Origin of the sequence: Marinomonas fungiae (assembly GCF_001418205.1) — a bacterium.
GTDB lineage: Bacteria > Pseudomonadota > Gammaproteobacteria > Pseudomonadales > Marinomonadaceae > Marinomonas > Marinomonas fungiae.
The window spans coordinates 22,460-42,624 of sequence record NZ_LIQF01000019.1 but is presented as its reverse complement, the minus strand read 5'-3'; the positions used below and the strand labels follow the sequence as shown (position 1 = coordinate 42,624).

Below are 20,165 nucleotides of genomic sequence, written 5' to 3'. Positions count from 1 at the left end.
ATGACAAGTTTACAACAACGTGCCGAACTCCAACGCCAAATATGGGCGATTGCCAACGATGTAAGAGGCTCAGTGGATGGTTGGGATTTTAAACAATATGTACTGGGTACGCTGTTCTACCGTTTTATCAGTGAAAACTTTGTCAACTACATCACAGGCGGAGATGAGAGCGTTAATTATGCTGCCATGTCTGACGATGATGAAAACATCAAGTTTGCTAAAGAAGATGCCATTAAAACCAAAGGCTATTTTCTTTACCCTAGCCAGTTGTTTAGCAATGTAGCGGCTAATGCACACAAAAACGAAAATTTAAATACGGATTTGGCAGCAATTTTTGCTGCAATCGAAAACTCAGCCAATGGCTATGATTCAGAAAAAGACATCAAAGGCTTGTTTGCGGATTTTGATACCACCAGTAATCGTCTGGGTAATACGGTAGAGGCAAAAAACAAACGCCTGGCAGCCGTGTTAAAAGGCGTGGCAGGTTTAACCTTCGGTAATTTTGAAGACAACCAAATTGATTTATTTGGTGATGCCTACGAGTTCCTGATTTCAAACTATGCCGCCAATGCGGGTAAATCCGGTGGCGAATTTTTCACCCCCCAGCACGTTTCAAAATTGATCGCGCAGCTGGCCATGCACGGCCAAACCAGTGTGAATAAAATCTATGACCCTGCGGCGGGTTCGGGCTCGTTGCTGTTACAAGCTAAAAAGCACTTTGATGCGCATATCATTGAGGATGGTTTTTTTGGCCAAGAGCTTAATCACACCACCTATAACTTGGCGCGTATGAATATGTTTTTGCACAACATTAACTACGACAAGTTTAATATTCAGTTGGGTGATACCTTAACCGAACCGCACTTTTTGGACGACAAACCGTTTGATGCCATTGTCTCTAACCCGCCTTATTCAGTGAAATGGATTGGTAGCGACGACCCAACCCTAATCAACGATGACCGTTTTGCGCCCGCAGGCGTACTTGCGCCCAAATCAAAAGCGGACTTTGCCTTTGTGCTGCATGCGCTAAGTTACCTATCAAGCAAAGGTCGTGCAGCCATTGTTTGCTTCCCTGGTATTTTTTACCGTGGTGGTGCTGAGCAAAAAATTCGCCAGTACTTGGTTGATAACAACTATGTCGAAACCGTGATTTCACTGGCTCCAAACCTGTTTTTTGGTACCACCATTTCCGTGAATATTTTAGTGCTGTCTAAGCACAAAACTGACACCACCACGCAGTTTATTGATGCCAGCGGTTTGTTTAAAAAAGAAACCAATAACAACGTACTTTCTGATCAGCACATTGAAGACATCATGAAAGTGTTTGCCAGCAAAGAGAACGTGGATCATTTTGCTAAATCGGTTGAATTGGAAATCATAGCAGGCAATGGCTACAACCTTTCGGTAAGCAGTTATGTAGAGTCCGAAGATACTCGTGAGTTAGTAGACATAAATAAGCTCAATGCTGAGCTTAAAATTACCGTTGCGAAAATAGAGCGACTTCGCAGTGATATTGATGCCATAGTTGCGGAAATTGACGGTGAGGAGGTTGAGGCATGAACGATTTTAGCTATGTAGAGAAACTACTCGATGGTGTTGAAGTGGTTTGGTTTCCGATCAGCGAAGTTACTGAGCGAACAACGAATATAAAGTGGCGTGAAACTTCTGAAAGCCATCAGTATATTGATCTAACTTCAGTCAGCGTTGATACAAAAAAAATAATAGAAACAACTGAGGTAAAAGCTAGCAATGCGCCCAGCCGCGCTCAAAAGCTTGTAAAAAAAGACGATGTATTATTTGCAACAACTCGTCCGACACAAATGCGCTATTGCTTAATTGATGAGGAATATGATGGAGCAGTTGCGAGCACAGGATATTGTGTATTGCGAGTGAAAAGGGATGTGACTCTACCTAAGTGGATTTTGCATTTGATTTCCTCAAGTGATTTTAAAAAGTACCTTGAAGAGAATCAGAGTGGTTCGGCATATCCAGCTATTTCTGATGCGAAGGTCAAAGACTTTAGTATCCCTATCCCATGCCCAGATAACCCAGAAAAATCGCTGGCAATACAAGCTGAAATAGTGCGTGTTCTGGACGCATTTACCGCCATGACCGCCGAGCTGACCGCCGAGCTGACCGCCGAGCTTAACATGCGGAAAAAACAATACAATTACTACCGAGACCAGTTGTTGAGTTTTGAAGAAGGTGAAGTTGAGTGGAAGACGTTGGAGGAGGTCGCGCACTTTGCGAATGGAAAAGGGCATGAGAAAGATATATCAGAAGATGGTAAGTTTATTGTTGTAAATTCAAAATTTATCTCCACAGATGGGTTAGTTGCTAAGTACTCAGATAGTCAAATATGCCCTCTTTTTAAAGACGATATTCTACTAGTAATGAGTGATCTACCCAATGGTAAAGCTCTCTCAAAAACATTTATTGTAGATGAGGACGAAAGGTACACGTTAAATCAGCGTATAGGTGGAATTACCGTTAAAGATAAGTCTGAAATTTTGCCTAAATTTTTACACTATTATTTAGATAGAACACCGCAATTGTTAAAACATGATAATGGCGTTGATCAAACAAATTTACGCAAGGGGCAGATTCTTGAAGTTAAAGTGCCAATTCTTCCACTCCAAAAGCAGGAGCATATAGTTAGTATCTTAGATAAATTTGACAAACTCACAAAATCGCTTTCGGAAGGTCTCCCACGCGAAATAGAACTCCGCCAAAAGCAATACGAGTATTATCGTGACCTGTTGTTGAGCTTTCCTAAACAGAACGCAGAAGTGTCGGCCTGATATGAACAAGACACTCAAACAGATCGCGGAGCAACTAAATGCGCCGAGAACAGTGAAAAATAAGAAGACTACCGAGGTCGAAGTCGTCACGCAGGTGCCTAAAGTACAGCTGATTTATGCATTCAACGGAACAGGAAAAACTCGTTTGTCTCGTGAGTTCAAACAGTTGGTTGCACCTAAAGGAAATGGCGAAGGTGAAGAAACTATTTCGCCACGGGAGAAAATCCTCTATTACAACGCCTTCACTGAAGATCTCTTTTACTGGGATAACGATTTAGAAGAGGATGCTGCCCCTAGGCTTAAAATTCAGCCGAATACCTATACCGACTGGCTGCTCACTTTGCTGAAAGACCTTGGGCAAGATGCGAATATCGTTAAGTACTTTCAACACTTCGCCAATGACAAGTTAACCCCCCATTTCAGTGAAGACTATGCCGAAGTCACCTTTACCCTGGAGCGAGGTGACGATAAAGGCACAGAGCCTCTGAAAATATCCAAGGGTGAAGAAAGTAACTTTATCTGGAGTGTTTTCTACACGCTGTTGGATCAGGTGATTACCATCCTCAACGTTGCAGAACCAGAGAATCGTGAGTCCCGGCAATTTGAACAGCTGGAGTATGTGTTTATTGATGACCCGGTGAGTTCATTGGATGAAAATCACCTGATCGAATTAGCCGTAAACTTGGCTGGGCTGATCAAGTCTAGCAAGTCTAATTTGAAGTTCATTATCACCACCCATAGTCCGCTTTTTTATAACGTGCTCTACAACGAGCTAAACAGCAAAGCCTGTTATCTGTTGGAGCGGTTTGAAGATGGCACCTTTGCACTGTTAGATAAACACGGCGATTCCAATAAGAGCTTTTCTTACCACCTGTATTTGAAGCAGACTCTGGAAAAAGCCATCGCTGAAAACACCGTGCAAAAGTACCATTTTACGCTGTTGCGCAACCTCTACGAAAAGACGGCGAGCTTTTTGGGCTATCCCAAATGGTCGGAACTCTTGCCAGGTGATAAGCAGGCGTATTTAAACCGCATTATTCAATTTACTAGTCATTCGACATTATCGAATGAAGCCGTCGCCGAACCTAGTGACCCTGAAAAGAAAACAGTGGGTTTTCTATTGAATCACTTAGTCAGCAATTACGGCTTTTGGCAGCAGGAAGAACAGAATGGTTGATTACACCAAGCCCATCGCAGAGTCTAAAAATTACATTGTTTTAGATAAATACACACGCCAAGACCAAATTGCTGAGGGCTACCAGAGCGAAGGTGATTTAGAGCGTGAGCTGATCCAAGACTTAGCAAATCAGGGTTATGAGTATTTACCTGCGCTAACCACACCCGATGCCATGCTGGCGAATGTGCGCAAGCAGCTACAAGCCCTTAATAAAGTCGAGTTTACCGATGCCGAGTGGGCTCGCTTTTGCGAGCAATACTTAAACACCCCAAGCGATAATATTCTTGATAAAACTCGCAAGGTGCACAGTGACTATATCTTCGATTTTGTCTTTGATGATGGCCATATAGAAAATATCTACCTGTTCGACAAGAAAACCATTGCTCGCAACAAAGTGCAGGTCATTAAGCAGTTTGAGCAAACGGGAAGCCATGCCAACCGTTACGATGTGACGATTTTGGTCAATGGTTTGCCTTTGGTGCAAATCGAACTTAAAAAGCGTGGTGTGGCAATCCGTGAGGCGTTTAACCAAATACATCGCTACAGCAAAGAAAGCTTTAATGCAGAGAACTCGTTGTACAAGTTCTTGCAGCTGTTTGTGATCTCTAATGGCACCGACACGCGCTATTTTGCCAATACCACTAAGCGAGACAAAAATAGCTTCGACTTCACGATGAACTGGGCGAAGTCAGACAATACGCTGATTAAGGATTTAAAAGACTTTACTGCCACTTTTTTCCAGAAAGAGACGCTGCTTGAAGTGATCTTGCGTTACTCTGTGTTTGACGTAAGCAATACCTTGCTCGTGATGCGCCCTTACCAAATTGCGGCTACTGAGCGCATTTTATGGAAGATAAAGAGCGCGTTTAACGCTAAGAACTGGAGCAACACCGAGAGCGGTGGATACATTTGGCACACTACCGGTTCAGGAAAAACACTCACCAGCTTTAAAGCGGCACGTTTGGCCACCGATTTAGACTGTATAGATAAAGTCTTTTTTGTGGTGGACAGAAAAGACCTCGACTATCAGACGATGAAAGAGTATCAGCGCTTCTCACCTGATAGTGTGAACGGTTCAGACAGTACCGCAGGGCTTAAGAGTAACCTGGATAAAGACGATAACAAGATTGTCGTCACCACAATCCAAAAGCTCAATAACTTAATCAAAAGTGAAAGCGATTTAGCTATCTACAACAAGCAGGTTGTCTTTATTTTTGATGAGTGTCATCGAAGCCAGTTCGGTGAAGCGCAGAAAAACCTGAAGAAGAAATTCAAAAAGTACTACCAGTTTGGCTTTACCGGTACGCCAATTTTCCCTGAAAACGCCTTGGGTGCTGAAACCACGGGCAGCGTGTTTGGCCAGCAGTTGCACACTTATGTGATCACTGATGCCATTCGTGATGAAAAAGTACTCAAGTTCAAAGTGGACTATAACGATGTTCGTCCTCAATTTAAGAGCATTGAGACTGAGCAGGATGATAAGAAGCTCAGTGCGGCGGAGAACAAAAAAGCGTTCTTACATCCAATGCGCATTCGTGAAATCTCGCAGTATATTCTGAACCATTTTAACCAGAAAACGCATCGAGCCTATTCTGGTGCCAAAGGGTTTAACGCCATGTTTGCGGTAAGTAGTGTTGATGCAGCGAAAGCGTACTATGAAACCTTCAAAACATTGCAGGCCGAGGCCGAAAATGGACCCACGAGTAAGCCTCTGCGCATAGCGACTATCTTCTCATTTGCTGCCAATGAAGAGCAGGACGCCATTGGTGATATTTTAGATGAGAGTTTTGAAGTCAGTGCCATGAACAGCAGCGCAAAAGAGTTTTTGAGCGCCGCGATTAACGATTACAACGCCATGTTTAAATCTAACTATGGCGTGGACAGTAATGGTTTTCAGAACTACTACCGTGACCTTGCCCAGCGCGTGAAGAATCAAGAAATAGATCTGCTCATAGTGGTCGGTATGTTTTTAACGGGCTTTGATGCGCCTACGCTCAATACCTTGTTTGTTGACAAGAATTTGCGCTATCACGGCTTGATGCAGGCATTTTCTCGCACTAACCGCATTTATGATGCAACGAAGACCTTTGGCAATATTGTTACCTTTCGGGACTTGGAACAGGCAACCATTGATGCCATCACCTTGTTTGGTGACAAAAACACCAAAAACGTGGTGTTGGAGAAGAGCTACAAAGAATACATGGAAGGCTTTAACGATATTGTTACTGGCCAAGAGCGTCGAGGTTTTGTTGATATCGTAAAGGAGCTGCAAGAGCGTTTTTCAAACCCAGAAAATATTGAAAAAGAACAAGATAAAAAAGAATTTGCCAAGCTGTTTGGTGAATACCTAAAAGCAGAAAATATTTTACAAAACTACGATGAGTTTGCTGGATTAAAAGCACTACAAAGCCTAGATACTAGTGATGAACAAGCTGTTGAAGAGTTCAAGTCAAAGTACTATCTGGATGACGCTGACATCGAGGCAATGCAAACCATCGATATGCCAAGTGAGCGTGCTATTCAAGATTATCGCTCTACCTACAACGATACCCGCGACTGGTTGCGACGCGATAAAGAAGGGCAGGACAAAGATAAGTCAACGGTAGACTGGGACGATGTGGTCTTTGAAATTGATTTGCTTAAATCCCAAGAAATAAACCTCGATTACATTCTTGAACTGATTTTTGATCACAATAAGAAGAACAAGAGCAAAGAAGGCTTGATTGAAGAAGTTCGTCGTATGATCCGTGGTAGCCTTGGCAATAGAGCGAAAGAGAGCTTGGTGGTTGATTTTATTAACCAGACAAACCTAGATGAGATCAATGACAAAGCCAGCATTATCGACGCCTTCTTCAAGTTCGCCCAGGCGGAGCAGAAGCGCGAAGCCGATGCCATTATTGCCTCTGAAAAGCTCAATATCGATGCTGCCAAACGCTATATTGCGTCATCACTCAAACGTGAGTACGCCTCTGAAAATGGCACTGCACTTAATGAGGCGCTGCCCAAACTTAGCCCATTGAACCCACAGTACCGAACCCAGAAGCAAACGGTTTTTCAGAAAATTGCCGCTTTTGTTGAAAAATTCAAAGGTGTGGGTGGGCAGATATAAAAAATGACGATCTATTTAAGTGCCGCTCGCTTGCTCGATGATATAGATTTTACAGAATCTATTCTTTTGGTGAGTAGCATTCATTTAGGTTTAAGGGTGGTTTTATGACAGGAAATAATGAAGGTTTGTCGCTAGCTAGGCTACTAATGGTCTTGAGCAGTATGTCCCCACTATTCATTCTTTGGGCAATTAAGGGGTGGGGAATAAAAGGTATTTCGGAAGTATATTTTCTTTCTTTCTGCCTTTTTTTTATTACGGTGCCAAATTTATTCTTGTGGTTCCGCGTAAGATTAGTAAAAAAAAGAAAAGATCGGCGAGAATTGACCGCTGGCGATTGTGAGGATCACAGAGATCATCTACTTGTTTACCTTTTTGCTATGTTACTTCCTTTCTATAGTGTCAATATCGATAGTATTAGAGACTTAGCGGGTCATGTGGCGGCAATAACGTTCATTGTATTTCTGTTTTGGCATCTGAATATGCATTATATGAACATTTTTTGGGCCATGAAGGGGTTCAGGGTATATACGTTGAAACCTGATGCAGAAAATAACTCTATTAGTGGCAGAATTCCTGTCGTATTAATCACAAAGCGCTCTCATATTGTCAAAGGAGAGAAAATTTCAGCTTACAGGCTTAGCCAAACGGTATTTTTAGAGGATGAATAATGCCTATTAACTTTGATTTTGAAAATGTAAATATAACTGAGTTTGGTCTTGGTCTGGATAGTCCCAATCGAGGTTTTGTGTTTGTTCCTGTTGATGAAGTCGTACAGAAGTCATTAGTTGAAATGGTTAGTTTTACAAAGACACTGATGCAGGATAAGGCGAGCAGTATGGCTACGTATCAGCCATCAGAAAAATATGCGTCTATTGAATATCTTACCTTTTCAATCAATGACCCATTGGTACAAGAGCTTAAAAATCTTCATGAGTCCGAAAATGTACCAGAAGATTGCAGTGCTTTTGACAATATCAATCAATGTTTCGCGTACTTTGTAAAGCTCACTGATAACAACCAACAGAGAATAACAGCTGTACGTCGTTCAACTCAGTTTAAAACTTTAATAAAGAAAAGGCATAGGCTGGTTCAGTATGTTGATAATACTTTAAAGTCGTTAGAGGAAACTGTTTTTAAATTGGATAATGACTTCGATTTTATTATTCAGAATGATTTAATACACATTCTCCGCCCTAGTGGCCTAGAGTTTACAGCTCAACTTCAGAAGGCAATTATGGATGCAGTTCCAGCCAACATTGCGAGTATTGCGAGTGAAATTGATTTCGTTAACTTTGATAGTATATCTCAGTATGCGCAAAACCACCCGAGAGCTGCAAGATATATTGCTTCCATTAAATCCCAATCAGAAGCAATAAACATCAGTCAAGATAAACTAGAACGTTACTGCGAAAAAACCAATGTTGTCACAAATATAGTTGATGGGAAGATTAACTTAGACAGCTCGCAGATTATGGGATTTTTGGAAGTCCTAGACAGGCGTCGATACGAAATAGATCTAAAAGACGATGGAGAGTCGGAAGTTTATAGAGCGCCGAGCAGAAGCCGAGTAACTAGTTAGTTTACAAAGTCAGCGGCATTGTTAACCAAAATATCTGTGTGTCAATAGATCTGGATTTCTTTTATCTAATTCACCGCCGGTGATTTTATGAACCTTCACACTATCGTGTCGGAGGTTCACTATGTTCAAAAACCTATTTTTTCAAATCAAAGCACTACCAGAGCTTTCATCGCAACTGGATACAGAAATTCCGCGCTACCCGCCATTCCTGAAGGGGTTGCCAGCTGCGTCACCCGAGGATTTGCAGTCCACACAAGACGAGCTAATTGCCAAACTGCGCCAGGTACTTGGCTTTAACCTGCGTGATTTTCAAAGGCTAATTCAGCCCTGCATTGATCATCTGGCTGCTTATGTTCATTTGTTGCCAGCTTCTGAGCATCATCATCACAGTGGCGCTGGTGGTTTATTTCGTCATTCGTTGGAAGTTGCTTTCTGGGCGGCACAAGCAGCTGAAGGGATCATCTTTGTTGCCAGTGGCACACCGGTTGAGAAAAAAGAGCTGGAACCAAGGTGGCGTGTTGCGGCGGCTCTTGGCGGTTTGTTCCATGATATTGGTAAGCCAGTTTCAGACTTGTCCATTACAGACGAAGATGGACGCTATCAGTGGAACCCTTTTTTAGAAACCTTATCTCAGTGGACCACTAATAATAGCATTGAACGCTATTTCATTCGCTGGCGCGACGGACGGTGCAAGCGGCACGAGCAATTTTCAATTCTGGTGTTGAACCGGGTGATGACACCTGAGTTGCTCGCCTGGTTAACCCAGCCGGGCTCAGAGATTTTGCAAGCCATGCTGGAAGCAATTGGCAATACCGATCCCGAGCATGCCCTATCTAAATTGGTCATTGAAGCTGACCAAACCAGTGTCCAGAGAGACCTGAAAGCTCAACGAATTTCCGTTGACGACAATGCCCTTGGTGTCCCAGTCGAACGCTATCTACTTGATGCCATGAGGCGATTACTTGCCAGTTCCCAGTGGCTGGTCAATCAGCGAGACGCCAGAGTCTGGTTACGAAAATCGAATCAATCAACCAATCTTTACCTGGTCTGGAAAAGCGCGGCTAAGGACATCATTGAGCTGTTGGCCAAAGACAAGATACCTGGCATCCCAAGAGATCCCGATACCCTTGCGGACATCCTCATTGAGCGAGGATTGGCCATTAAATCCGCCTCAAATGAGCGATACGAAAGCCTTGCCCCTGAAGTGCTGCTCAAAGACGGCAAGCTAATCTGGCTACCCATGCTGCATATATCTGAGGCCGATTTATTGTTCAGCTCGAATGTACCAAGTGGTGTGACACTGTTTAGCAAATCTGAGTGGGAAGCAACACAGCAAACACAAGCCGAGCCACAGAGTCGCTCCAGTGAGCAGCCAGGCTTGCCTGACGCGTCATCATCAATCGAACACGGCAATTCGTCTGAGTCGCCATCGTCAAAATCGTCCGAACAAGATGATGAACTTCGTCTTGCTAGTGATGTTAATAACCCCCAGGCAAATGAAAATGCTCCAGGTTATGGATGTGAAAAGCCTAACAACTCATATGATGGCGCTATCTCAAATAACGTAAACCAGCACGATGTAGAAGCATTGAATCTGCCTGAATCTTTGGCATGGCTCCCAGAGGCCAGTAGTGCGTTGGTTATGGTTGATGAACAGATACTGATCCGCTATCCCGATGCCGTAAGACATTGGTGTGCTCCCCGAAAACTGCTTGCTGAACTCAGTCGATTAGATTGGCTTGAACTAGATCCGGCAAACCCGACGCGTAAAGCCAGAACTGTGACTACAAATGATGGAGTTCAGGAGCAAGGGTTACTGCTGAAACTATCGATTTCTAAAGGGCTTACTGTACTGATAGACCTTTCCAATCAAGACGCAGAATCAGCGGCAGCAATTCAGAACGAAGAGGCTTCACAGCGTCCGAGTCGAACTAAGATAACCAATGCCCAAGCAAAAGAGCCCGCCACAAGAGCGGAGCGTAATCAAAAGCCGATTGAGCCCAATGCGAACTCAAGTACAGACCCCAAACACGCGCAGCGGCAACAGATGGTTAATTTTGTGAAAGATTTGCCCATCTTACTGACCGATGGCGATTACCCAGACGTGGATCATAGTGCGGATGGTATTCGCGTCACTATTCAAACCTTACGCCAAGTCGCCAATGAGCATGGCATTCCAGCCGGGCAATTGCTTCGGGGGATCTCGGCCAGTGACCAATGCCAGTTTGATGAGGGGGAAACGGTTCTGTTTACCGCTCACGCTGAACGTTAATCCATTTTAAGTTGAGCGGATTGCAAACGGTTATTTTGCGGAGCATGAATGAAAGAAAACGCATATGAGATGCCCTGGCGCACGAACTATGAAGCCATGGCAGCAGCAGGTTGGCTGGTTGGTGCAACTGGGGCAATTGCCGCAGAAATGCTGACTGAGCTACCACCTGAGCCATTTTGGTGGATGACAGGGATTTCCTCGGGCATGGCGTTGTATCGCCTGCCTGAGGCTTACCGTCTTTATAAGTTGCAGAAGGGGCTAAAAGGCAAACCATTGGCATTTATGGCGCTGTCGCATTTGCAAAAGGTGATGGCAAAACATCCTGATGAATTGTGGTTAGGGTATGGCTTTGAGTGGGATCAACGTCATGCCCAACGCGCTTATGAAATTCTAAAAAGGGATAAGCAAACCTTGCTTAACCAAGGTCACGGCCAACAAATGGGTTCGACCTGGATTCATGGTGTTGAGCCCAAAGAAGAAGATGTGTACCAGCCAGTTGGTCACACTGAGGGGCATACCTTAATTGTCGGCACGACCGGTGCGGGAAAAACCCGATGCTTTGATGCGATGATAACCCAGGCCATTTTGCGCAATGAAGCCGTGATTATTATTGACCCCAAGGGAGACAAAGAACTTAAGGATAATGCACAGCGAGCCTGTATTGCCGCCGGTAGTCCTGAGCGCTTTGTGTATTTTCATCCGGGTTTTCCAGAGCATTCAGTACGACTTAATCCCCTGAGGAACTTTAACCGGGGTACTGAAATTGCTAGCCGAATTGCGGCCTTAATCCCATCCGAAACCGGTGCTGATCCATTTAAAGCCTTTGGCCAAATGGCACTGAATAACATAGTGCAAGGTCTGTTGCTTACGTCACAGCGTCCTGATCTGAAAACACTGAGACGATTCTTGGAAGGTGGCCCAGAAGGCTTGGTAGTAAAAGCCGTCACGGCCTGGGGGGAGCAGGTGTATCCGAACTTTAGTGTGGAGATCAAGCGCTTTACCGAAAAGGCCAACACCTTGGCTAAACAGGCCATGGCGATGCTGCTTTTCTACTACGAACGCATTCAGCCCGTTGCCGCCAATACTGATTTGGAAGGCCTTTTGAGCATGTTTGAGCATGACAGAACCCACTATTCTAAGATGGTGGCCTCATTGATGCCGGTGCTCAATATGCTCACTTCAAGTGAACTAGGTCCATTGCTATCACCGATTGCAAACGATGTGGATGACAGCCGGTTAATTACGGATTCTGGCCGTATTATCAACAATGCCCAAGTGGCCTATATCGGGTTGGATTCATTGACCGACGCCATGGTTGGCAGCGCCATTGGTTCGTTGCTTTTATCCGATCTCACCGCCGTGGCCGGTGACCGCTATAACTATGGTGTTGAAAATCGTCCCGTAAATATCTTCATCGATGAGGCGGCTGAAGTCGTCAACGATCCTTTCATTCAACTGCTCAACAAAGGTCGTGGCGCAAAAATGCGTTGTGTAATTGCTACTCAGACCTTTGCTGACTTTGCCGCTCGTACAGGCAGTGAGGCTAAGGCTCGTCAGGTGTTAGGTAACATCAACAACTTGATAGCCCTTCGGGTGATGGATGCCGAAACGCAGCAGTACATTACTGATAATCTGCCTAAGACTCGGTTGCAGTACATCATGCAAACTCAAGGTATGTCGTCCAACTCGGACAGCCCCGCGTTGTTTACCGGCAATCATGGCGAACGCTTGATGGAGGAAGAAGGCGATATGTTTCCACCGCAGTTATTGGGCCAGCTCCCGAACCTTGAGTACATCGCCAAGCTTTCAGGTGGCCGTGTGATTAAAGGTCGTATTCCTATTTTAACCAGCTCTACACAGGCAGCATAAGGAGTCTGTATGCATCATTCTGTCTGTCTGAAAATGACAACACTTACCAGTCAAGAAATGCTCGCTCAGTGGCAGCAACATAACCCCCAGTTCAAGGAAACCTTAAGACTGCTTGAAACCGACTGGCCTCATGCTTTGGCTTCTGTGTATTGTTTGGCGGACTATTTAACGGATGCGTTCACGTTAGATGGCCATTCCATCTTTGATTTGTGTCTGTGTAATGGCTTGGGTAGTTATGAAGAAGTCAGTTGTGATGATGACAGTGTACGCCTTTGGCATTTCATTGAGGCACTGACCTGGACTGCCGCCAGTGCTTTAACGGGGATTCGCCTGCGTGATCCTGACCATTTCGAGTGGGCTGCCGTGGATGGTGTGTATTTCTACTCCTGGATTCGTAATCGTCCAAATCGGATGGGGTATTTGGCTGAAGGACGCATCGATGTGCGTTATGTCAGTGGTCATACGACGACAAAGCGGCTTCAACAAGTGATTAAAGCCCGGATTATGACGCCAACCGTTGCAGCCATGCTGGCGCGAGTTGAAGAGGATGTTTGGCATGAGCAAGCATAAGTCGGTTTGGCTACTGTGTCTGGCACTGATGCTGGAGATTATTGCTATTGGCGTGTTAGTGCCCGGTGATTGGACTGGCCGGGTTATTAGTAAAGAGAAGCTGATGATTCAAAACCAATTGGGCGCACAAACAAGCTATTGGATTGGTCAAACTAGCCATCGCTGGTATCAGTCATGGATTGTGGATACGCGGATGGAGCAATCTGTGCGTGATTTTCTAATCCCCACTGAAGAGCAGCGAGTGCGCTCTAAAGGGATGGAGAACATGGGTGGCTTTTGGTTTGTTTGGGTGGAAGACCGTATTCAGGCATTTTTTGATGTGTTGTACCAAGTGTTCACTCGATTTGCTTTGCTGATGGTCTGGTTGCCCTTTGCGCTTATTCTCATGTTACCGGCGCTGTGGGACGGCTTGATGACCTGGAAGATTAAGAAGACAACCTTTGATTTTTCGAGCCCAATCATTCACCGCTACAGCATGGTTATCCTGGGCTCAGGTGTCATTTTGCTGTTTATGGGATTGTTCGCCCCGCTGGCTATTCCACCGGTGGTGTTACCGTCGCTGATCATCGGTTTGGCATTGATGGCGGGGTTGGCGTTAAGTCACTTGCAGAAGAAGATATGAGGCCAGTTAGGCCTCATCTTGTAGAGCTAAAACCTTACGCCTACTGTATTGCCATTCTCGTCTTCCGCTGGCAAATGATAAGTATCAATAAGGTGACCTTGAAGCCAAATATATTGCGGCATCCAAAACGAGTACTGTCGTATAAGAGCCAATACTTCTTTTAGCGGTTTGTTTGCATGAGGCTCGGCTAGGCGGAAGTACATGAATGAGCAATCATCTCGAAAGTACTCCTGAAGCTCTGAATCCGATAGCGTTTCTTTTAGCGGTCTGTTTTGTTCGTCGTCCTCATCAGGGGAATTGGCATAAATTTCAAATAGCTGCTTTTCAGTGAGCATCTCCAAGAAATGGTCTTCAATTAAGATCCCATCACTGGTATCGACATCCATACCATCTTTGACATCAAAAGCCATGACACATCCAGAAGATAATGCCACTTCTGATGGTTTCAGTATGTCATTGGCTTGTACAACCTGATGCCAATGATTAAAGCCAACAGAGTTTGCAATTTCATCGAGTGCTTGAGTGTGTGTAATGGATTTTTCACGTTTAAGCTTTCGTGCTTTTTGCTTTAAACGTTCAACCGTGTCAGAGGAAATGATTTTAGTAATTTGCATTGAGTTTCTCCTATTAGCGAATACGGTGCCCACTGCCGAGGTCGCAGAAAAAACCTAAGCAAAAAATAAATTTGATATGCATGTCGTCCCATCCGGGTTTGCTAAAGTGGGCAGCTGGTCTCGACACGACCAATATCCTCATCATATCAACCGCATCAAAAAGATCAATTGTTAGTATTGTCTGAGTAGAACCCTCAAAACCTTCAAGAATTCGGCATCTAGCTGACCACTGAAGCTGCCAATCCCAAGGCATTCTTCACTTCTCAATTCAAACAACGAGGAGTGACTATGGAACCTGTGAGTATTCCATCCTATATCGATGACCCGCCGCACTTCCTGCTTTGGAGTGCCGATGAGATGGCTCCCATTCTGTTGGGGCTAGTGATCGGCATTTTTACCGGTAATGCCTTGGTTTTATGCCTGTTGGGGTTGGTGACAACCAAGCTCTATCGGCGTTTTCGTGATGGTCGTCCAGATGGTTTTATTCTTCACGCCATCTACTGGGCTGGACTGTTGCCAACCAAAGCCAAGACGATCCCTAACCCATTTATCAGGAGCTATCTGCCGTGAAGTTCGACGTATTTTTAAAATCATGGCAAGGCACGCAATTAGAGAACCGATGGCAACGGTTCCTGATTGCGGTGCTGGTGCTATCTAATTTGCTGCTTGCGGTAGCGGCATTTTCTCGCAATACCGTGGTAGCCATTCAACCACCAACTTTGTCTGAACCGGCTGAAGTGTCACGAAACCAAGCTACTCAACCTTACCTTGAATCCTGGGGACTCTACCTGGCTGAGCTTATGGGTAACGTGACGCCAGGTAATGTGTCTTTCATCCGGGTTGCCATTGAGCCGCTACTTTCTCCAGCGGTGTACCAGCAAGTGGTCGATGCACTGGAGATTCAGGCAAGACAAATCCGCGAAGACCGGGTCACGCTCAAATTCCAACCCAGACAAGTGGAATATGAGTATGAAACCGGCCATGTCTTTGTGACCGGTTATTCCTTGGTTTCTGGGCCATCTGGAGATGAGCAGCGCCAAACTCGCACCTATGAGTTTGACATCGATATTGAGCAATACCGTCCAAAACTTAGCTGGATGGATACGTATGAGGGGCAAGCTAGAACGAAGCGCGTTCGTGAAAAGTTGACCCAAGAGCAAAACCGGAGGGTGAATGATGCGAACCAAAATTAGTCGATGGATGACACCAAGCTTAATCGCAATGAGCTTGAGTTGCGTCCTGTTATCTCAAGCGTCGTATGCAGACGTGGAATTGCCGATTGTGCCAGCCAGTGTGATGAAGCAGTCTGCTACTGCAAATCCACCGACTCAAACCAATACGGCTTCAACGGATGTGCCAACAACGCTAATGATGACACCGGGGGTTAATGAACTGATCCCTGTAGCACTTGGCCATCTGAATCGGATTGTGACGCCGTTTGAATCGCCTCAGGTGAGAACAACCAGTGATGCTCAGACGCAAATCAAGGGGAATGTTGTATATGTGGCCACGGACAAAGAATCACCGGTTTCACTTTACATCACTCCGCCTGGTCTGGAAGCGCCTGCGTTATCTGTCACCTTAGTACCTCGTCGTATTCCACCGCGTGAAATCACTTTAGCTATTGATGGTCAGCAATTGCCTATTAAGGGCGTCGTGAATCGAAAAGCTGCCACTTGGGAAACTGCTCAACCATACGTCGATAGCTTACGTGATTTACTCAGACGCCTTGCATTAAATGAATTACCAAAAGGCTATGACATCCGTTTATTTAGCCAAACAGACACAAGTCCGAACTGTTTTCAACCTGGCTTAAAATTTGATTTTAAGCAGGGGCAAATTGTAACAGGGCATTATTTCACCGTCTTTGTGGGATTGGTTGAAAGCTTTGCTGATGAGCCGATAGAAGCCAGTGAAATAGCCTGTAATGCATCAGATATCGTGGCAAGCGCCTACTGGCCTCGAAACATCTTGTTACCGGGTGATAAGACTGAGTTGTATGTGGTTGTTCGTAATCACCGTGAAGAGGCTGTCGAAAGTAAGCGACCTTCGCTTTTGGTGGGAGGTGAGTAAATATGAAAATGCAATGGGAGCAATTGAACCCTAATCTAAAACGAGGCATATCGGTTGTCAGTATTATAGGTGGTTTGGCTGTGCTTGTTTTGGTGTTTTCACCTAACCCTGATGAAGGGAATGAAAGCCGAAACCGCCAAAAAACCATTCGACACATACTAACAGATACGAATACGCGTGATGTTGGACTTGATAGTTTAGCCGCGAATGTAAAGCTACTAAGTGATCGAAATGATCAACTACGCCGTGAAGTTGAGCGTCTACGTCCGGAGGTAAGCACGAACCGTTCAGGCTCAAACACATCAGAAATCTCCATACAATTGAATGATGAGTTGGCTCAGCTGAGAGCTGAGCTTGATGAAGTTAGGAGCCAGCAAAATAACGTTGTAGAAGATGAAAAGAGTCGTTTTGAAGTTCCTGTATCCACCATGGAAATCCCTAAGCAAGAGCCACCGTCGCTGTCTAATCCTGACGACTATTTTGCCAATGCACCTCTACCTGAATCGATTCATCAACAACCCATAAGCAGTTCAGGATCACGGGGAGGGGATATGCCATTGCCGCCTGTTACCATTCGTATGATTGAACCAGAAGTGGTTGACGAGCCTGAAGTCGAAGAGCAAGAAGTGCCACCACTTTATTTGCCAGCGGGTAGCATAATCTCAGGCACTTTGATCACTGGCTTGGATGCTCCTACTCATGAGTCTGCAAGACGCGAACCCTTTCCTGCATTACTTAGAATTCAAAAAGAAGCCATTTTACCTAATCGATTTAGGGCAGATATTAAAGAGTGTTTTCTGATTGCAGCGGGCTATGGAGATTTGAGCTCTGAGCGTGCCTATCTGCGTGGCGAAACTATTTCGTGTGTACGGGAAGATGGTGGTGTTATTGAAACGCGTTTGGATTCTTATGCTGTAGGAGAAGATGGCAAAGCGGGTATTCGTGGCCGGTTAGTATCCAAACAAGGCCAACTGGTCGCCAAATCGATGACGGCAGGCTTTCTTCAAGGGCTTTCAAGTGCGTTTGATGTGAATCCAGTACCAACAATTCAGACTGGAGACGTAGGCAATACTCAATTGTATCAGCAAGTCATGAGTCAAGAAGCGCTTCAGGGGGCTGCAATAAGCGGTACAGGAAAGGCGTTAGATAGAGTTGCCAAGTTTTATTTGGACATGGCTGAAAATATGTTTCCAGTCATAGAGATAGACGCCGCAAGGAACATTGAAGTGATCGTGACTCGTGGTACGACATTGGCATTAGCGACTTCTCAAGGAGGAGCAAGAAGATGAAAAAATACTGTATGTTGCTAACTGAACAAGGTCTCTTTAAGACAATAAGATGTGTATCCGGAGGAATGTTCACCATGACGACATTTATTCAGATCAACCACAAATGTAAGCAAAAGACATGGTCTAAAGTAGGACTTTTGTTAGTGACCTTTGCTTCTGCCGTTTTGTCAGGTTGTAGCTCATTAGGTCTTGGTAGCAGCGAATACGGATGCTCAGGTATGCCTGATGGTGTGCGTTGCCTGTCCGCTCGCGAAGTGTATGAACTCACTAGCAATGGTGCTGCACTTAAGACAATTAATGCTGCTGCAACTCGACTGGGTTCATTCTCCGAGTATTCACAAACTGATTTAGAAACGGGACTACTCAGCCATCCAGCATTACCTGAGACACAGCAATCTGTACCAATTCGGATTCCATCAAGGGTAATGCGGATTTGGATTGCGCCTTGGGAGGATGAGCGTGGAGACCTGAATTTATCCAGTTACGTGTATACAGAAATTGAACCACGTCGGTGGGACATCGGGGTATCTGTGCCTCGTTCCGTTTCGCCAGTGCTTCGTCCACTTCAGACTAACAGCGAACCAGTCTCAGTATATGTTGATGGTAAGCGCGATAATTTGAGTATTTATGGAGAAACTAACAAATGATGAATAAAGCTCGTAGCATTCAAGCCCAACGTTTAGTCAGTATTGGAATGCTTGGGGTAATGGCGCTAATAATTTCGGAGCCATCCTTTGCAGGTACTGGTGGTGATGCGTTCACTGATGTGTGGGATACCCTAAAAGATTGGACCCAAGGTACTTTGGGACGGATCGTAGCTGGAGCCATGGTTCTGGTGGGTATTGTGGGCGGTATCGCTCGCCAAAGCTTGATGGCTTTTGCTTTGGGAATTGGTGGCGGTATGGGTCTCTACAACACACCAACAGTCGTTGAAAGTGTTATGTCTGCAACCTTACCTGTTGTTGCCAGCACTCAAGAAGTTATTGGCACAACTGTTCCAGCAATCAGCGCAGTCTTACTGGGCACTTGATAATATAGACGGCTTCTCTTGTGCAAGGGGAGCCGTCATCTCAGTCTATCTGCAATGATTTTTCGATATCGCAGATCCTTGCCATTAGTACTAAAGGATCAAACGTCGATTCTTTGAAGCCAAATTTCTTGTAGAACGTTTGCGCACTACTATCAATAGCATGGACTAAGATTCCTGCTCCACCGACAGCGTTCATTGCTTGTACTGAGCGAATGATACAATCTTTTAAAAGACCTGCCGCAATGCCTTGACCTTGATAGGCGTTATCTACTCCAAGCCTGGCTAGAATCACCATGGGAATGGGATCTGGACTATTTCTTCTTAATGAACTGAAAGCTTGCTCTCTGCAAACTGATCCCATGGCAATGGCATAGTACCCGACCACTTGATGGACGTCAGCGTCATTGACTACATACACTCTCGCGGTTCCCCGCTTTTGACTCTTTAACGCCTGCTTTCTTAACCAAGTATCGAGTTCTTCTATCCCACATTGAAAGGCGTTAATCTGGTGCTCATCAGAGAGTAGTGTTGGTGCACTTATTCCCAAGGTGCTCTCCTTTTAAACAGATTTTTCATACCTTCAAGAGTCTGTGGCTCAGCACGAAGTTCGTTATCGAACGCTTCAAAAGCCTTTGCTTCAAGAACAAAATCCCGCTGTTCGGCCAGCACGCTATGCGCTTCATTGAGCGCTGCTTGCTGAATGAACACGGTTCTATCAACTTTTTTTAAACTTGCTGCGGCATCGATGATGTCTCTTACCGATGGCAGTACTCGCATGTTGATTGGGGCTGTCTTTGTAGCCATGACACCATCCTCTGTATATCTATTTAATACACAGTTTAAATGACTTTTCTGTGTAGTCAATGGATATACGAATTGTTGGGCATGAAACTTTGAGAGTAGGTCAGTTTGATTTCGAGGGGATGTCACTCTTTCTGGTTTAAAACATTGCAAAAATTAACACCTAAGGTATGAAAAAAAGAATCAGCTAAACCAGATGACTTGAGGGGAAGTCTGTAAGGCTGGCAGAATGAAAGCTATCCCCTTACAAATAGTGCGTAACAACAAGTGGCACCCTAGCAAGGCATCCAATTCTTCAATCTATCTAACCGAGTCCACATAGGTGTAAAAAAACGGGCTCAGCTAAACCGGTTGGCTAG

General features: G+C 44.9%; 19 protein-coding genes. 16 read left to right on the top strand and 3 right to left on the bottom strand.

All coding sequences use genetic code 11. The features are described 5' to 3' along the window. The 10 genes from ASC49_RS18125 to ASC49_RS18080 all read left to right on the top strand — a co-directional run bounded on the left by ASC49_RS18125 (position 1) and on the right by ASC49_RS18080 (position 13,999). On the top strand, positions 1-1,560 hold the full coding sequence (locus tag ASC49_RS18125; protein WP_055464655.1) for a type I restriction-modification system subunit M: 1,560 nt from the start codon (positions 1-3) through the stop codon (positions 1,558-1,560). Then, a complete protein-coding gene (locus ASC49_RS18120) occupies positions 1,557-2,801 on the top strand; it encodes a restriction endonuclease subunit S (protein ID WP_055464654.1) in 1,245 nt (414 codons plus the stop codon). The genes ASC49_RS18125 and ASC49_RS18120 overlap by 4 nt, the downstream gene beginning before the upstream one ends. Position 2,802: 1 nt before the next feature. Further along, positions 2,803-3,978 (top strand): ATP-binding protein, encoded by a 1,176-nt coding sequence (locus ASC49_RS18115; RefSeq protein WP_055464653.1) that lies wholly within the window; start codon positions 2,803-2,805, stop codon positions 3,976-3,978. Continuing rightward, on the top strand, positions 3,971-7,087 hold the full coding sequence (locus ASC49_RS18110) for an HsdR family type I site-specific deoxyribonuclease (RefSeq protein ID WP_055464652.1): 3,117 nt from the start codon (positions 3,971-3,973) through the stop codon (positions 7,085-7,087). The genes ASC49_RS18115 and ASC49_RS18110 overlap by 8 nt, the downstream gene beginning before the upstream one ends. Before the next feature lie 104 nt (positions 7,088-7,191). Continuing rightward, positions 7,192-7,755: a hypothetical protein gene (locus tag ASC49_RS18105; protein WP_055464651.1), complete on the top strand. Its 564-nt coding sequence runs from the start codon at positions 7,192-7,194 to the stop codon at positions 7,753-7,755. After that, positions 7,755-8,666: a Kiwa anti-phage protein KwaB-like domain-containing protein gene (locus ASC49_RS18100; RefSeq protein ID WP_055464650.1), complete on the top strand. Its 912-nt coding sequence runs from the start codon at positions 7,755-7,757 to the stop codon at positions 8,664-8,666. The genes ASC49_RS18105 and ASC49_RS18100 overlap by 1 nt, the downstream gene beginning before the upstream one ends. Positions 8,667-8,787: 121 nt before the next feature. Next, the gene (gene mobH / locus ASC49_RS18095; RefSeq protein WP_055464649.1) at positions 8,788-10,938 is read left to right on the top strand and encodes a MobH family relaxase; all 2,151 of its coding nucleotides are present in this window, start codon (positions 8,788-8,790) and stop codon (positions 10,936-10,938) included. 48 nt (positions 10,939-10,986) lie between these two features. Further along, positions 10,987-12,807, top strand: coding sequence for a conjugative transfer system coupling protein TraD (gene traD / locus ASC49_RS18090; protein ID WP_055464648.1), 1,821 nt, complete (start codon positions 10,987-10,989; stop codon positions 12,805-12,807). Between the two features lie 9 nt (positions 12,808-12,816). Further along, the gene (locus ASC49_RS18085) at positions 12,817-13,377 is read left to right on the top strand and encodes a hypothetical protein (protein ID WP_055464647.1); all 561 of its coding nucleotides are present in this window, start codon (positions 12,817-12,819) and stop codon (positions 13,375-13,377) included. Further along, positions 13,364-13,999, top strand: a complete 636-nt coding sequence (locus ASC49_RS18080; RefSeq protein WP_055464646.1) for a DUF4400 domain-containing protein — start codon at positions 13,364-13,366, stop codon at positions 13,997-13,999. Before ASC49_RS18085 ends, ASC49_RS18080 begins: the two co-directional genes overlap by 14 nt. A 26-nt stretch (positions 14,000-14,025) precedes the next feature. Here the strand turns inward: ASC49_RS18080 and ASC49_RS18075 are convergent, their stop codons facing one another. After that, complete coding sequence (locus tag ASC49_RS18075; RefSeq protein WP_055464645.1) at positions 14,026-14,613, bottom strand: hypothetical protein; 588 nt, start codon at positions 14,611-14,613, stop codon at positions 14,026-14,028. Positions 14,614-14,901: 288 nt separating this feature from the next. Between ASC49_RS18075 and traL the strand changes: the two genes are divergently transcribed. The 6 genes from traL to traA all read left to right on the top strand — a co-directional run bounded on the left by traL (position 14,902) and on the right by traA (position 19,005). Next, positions 14,902-15,183 carry a type IV conjugative transfer system protein TraL gene (gene traL, locus ASC49_RS18065; protein WP_000433891.1) on the top strand — a complete coding sequence of 94 codons (282 nt, stop codon included), beginning with the start codon at positions 14,902-14,904 and terminating at the stop codon, positions 15,181-15,183. After that, positions 15,180-15,806, top strand: a complete 627-nt coding sequence (locus ASC49_RS18060) for a TraE/TraK family type IV conjugative transfer system protein (protein ID WP_000667167.1) — start codon at positions 15,180-15,182, stop codon at positions 15,804-15,806. The genes traL and ASC49_RS18060 overlap by 4 nt, the downstream gene beginning before the upstream one ends. Next, complete coding sequence (locus tag ASC49_RS18055) at positions 15,787-16,686, top strand: TraK domain-containing protein (RefSeq protein ID WP_342667550.1); 900 nt, start codon at positions 15,787-15,789, stop codon at positions 16,684-16,686. The genes ASC49_RS18060 and ASC49_RS18055 overlap by 20 nt, the downstream gene beginning before the upstream one ends. A 2-nt stretch (positions 16,687-16,688) precedes the next feature. After that, positions 16,689-17,975 carry a TraB/VirB10 family protein gene (locus tag ASC49_RS18050; RefSeq protein ID WP_055464643.1) on the top strand — a complete coding sequence of 429 codons (1,287 nt, stop codon included), beginning with the start codon at positions 16,689-16,691 and terminating at the stop codon, positions 17,973-17,975. Positions 17,976-18,049: 74 nt separating this feature from the next. Then, positions 18,050-18,622, top strand: coding sequence for a type IV conjugative transfer system lipoprotein TraV (traV, locus tag ASC49_RS18045; protein WP_141656877.1), 573 nt, complete (start codon positions 18,050-18,052; stop codon positions 18,620-18,622). After that, positions 18,619-19,005, top strand: a complete 387-nt coding sequence (traA, locus tag ASC49_RS18040) for a TraA family conjugative transfer protein (protein ID WP_055464641.1) — start codon at positions 18,619-18,621, stop codon at positions 19,003-19,005. The genes traV and traA overlap by 4 nt, the downstream gene beginning before the upstream one ends. A gap of 40 nt (positions 19,006-19,045) precedes the next feature. On the opposite strand, the gene ASC49_RS18035 is transcribed toward traA, so the two are convergent. Both ASC49_RS18035 and ASC49_RS18030 read right to left on the bottom strand, forming a co-directional pair. Next, entirely contained in the window at positions 19,046-19,552 is a 507-nt protein-coding gene (locus ASC49_RS18035; protein WP_055464640.1) for a GNAT family N-acetyltransferase, read from the bottom strand. Further along, positions 19,543-19,809, bottom strand: coding sequence for a type II toxin-antitoxin system TacA family antitoxin (locus ASC49_RS18030; RefSeq protein WP_055464639.1), 267 nt, complete (start codon positions 19,807-19,809; stop codon positions 19,543-19,545). The genes ASC49_RS18035 and ASC49_RS18030 overlap by 10 nt, the downstream gene beginning before the upstream one ends. Between the last annotated feature and the right edge of the window lie 356 nt (positions 19,810-20,165).

Bases quoted from the DNA above. Each gene is read 5' to 3' on its own strand.
- ASC49_RS18075 (WP_055464645.1), bottom strand. From the start codon at position 14,613: ATGCAAATTACTAAAATCATTTCCTCTGACACGGTTGAACGTTTAAAG.
- mobH (WP_055464649.1), top strand. From the start codon at position 8,788: ATGTTCAAAAACCTATTTTTTCAAATCAAAGCACTACCAGAGCTTTCA.
- ASC49_RS18120 (WP_055464654.1), top strand. From the start codon at position 1,557: ATGAACGATTTTAGCTATGTAGAGAAACTACTCGATGGTGTTGAAGTG.
- ASC49_RS18110 (WP_055464652.1), top strand. From the start codon at position 3,971: ATGGTTGATTACACCAAGCCCATCGCAGAGTCTAAAAATTACATTGTT.
- traA (WP_055464641.1), top strand. From the start codon at position 18,619: ATGATGAATAAAGCTCGTAGCATTCAAGCCCAACGTTTAGTCAGTATT.
- ASC49_RS18055 (WP_342667550.1), top strand. From the start codon at position 15,787: ATGATGCGAACCAAAATTAGTCGATGGATGACACCAAGCTTAATCGCA.
- ASC49_RS18100 (WP_055464650.1), top strand. From the start codon at position 7,755: ATGCCTATTAACTTTGATTTTGAAAATGTAAATATAACTGAGTTTGGT.
- ASC49_RS18030 (WP_055464639.1), bottom strand. From the start codon at position 19,809: ATGGCTACAAAGACAGCCCCAATCAACATGCGAGTACTGCCATCGGTA.
- traV (WP_141656877.1), top strand. From the start codon at position 18,050: ATGACGACATTTATTCAGATCAACCACAAATGTAAGCAAAAGACATGG.
- traL (WP_000433891.1), top strand. From the start codon at position 14,902: ATGGAACCTGTGAGTATTCCATCCTATATCGATGACCCGCCGCACTTC.
- ASC49_RS18050 (WP_055464643.1), top strand. From the start codon at position 16,689: ATGAAAATGCAATGGGAGCAATTGAACCCTAATCTAAAACGAGGCATA.
- ASC49_RS18125 (WP_055464655.1), top strand. From the start codon at position 1: ATGACAAGTTTACAACAACGTGCCGAACTCCAACGCCAAATATGGGCG.
- ASC49_RS18105 (WP_055464651.1), top strand. From the start codon at position 7,192: ATGACAGGAAATAATGAAGGTTTGTCGCTAGCTAGGCTACTAATGGTC.
- ASC49_RS18080 (WP_055464646.1), top strand. From the start codon at position 13,364: ATGAGCAAGCATAAGTCGGTTTGGCTACTGTGTCTGGCACTGATGCTG.
- ASC49_RS18115 (WP_055464653.1), top strand. From the start codon at position 2,803: ATGAACAAGACACTCAAACAGATCGCGGAGCAACTAAATGCGCCGAGA.
- ASC49_RS18085 (WP_055464647.1), top strand. From the start codon at position 12,817: ATGCATCATTCTGTCTGTCTGAAAATGACAACACTTACCAGTCAAGAA.
- traD (WP_055464648.1), top strand. From the start codon at position 10,987: ATGAAAGAAAACGCATATGAGATGCCCTGGCGCACGAACTATGAAGCC.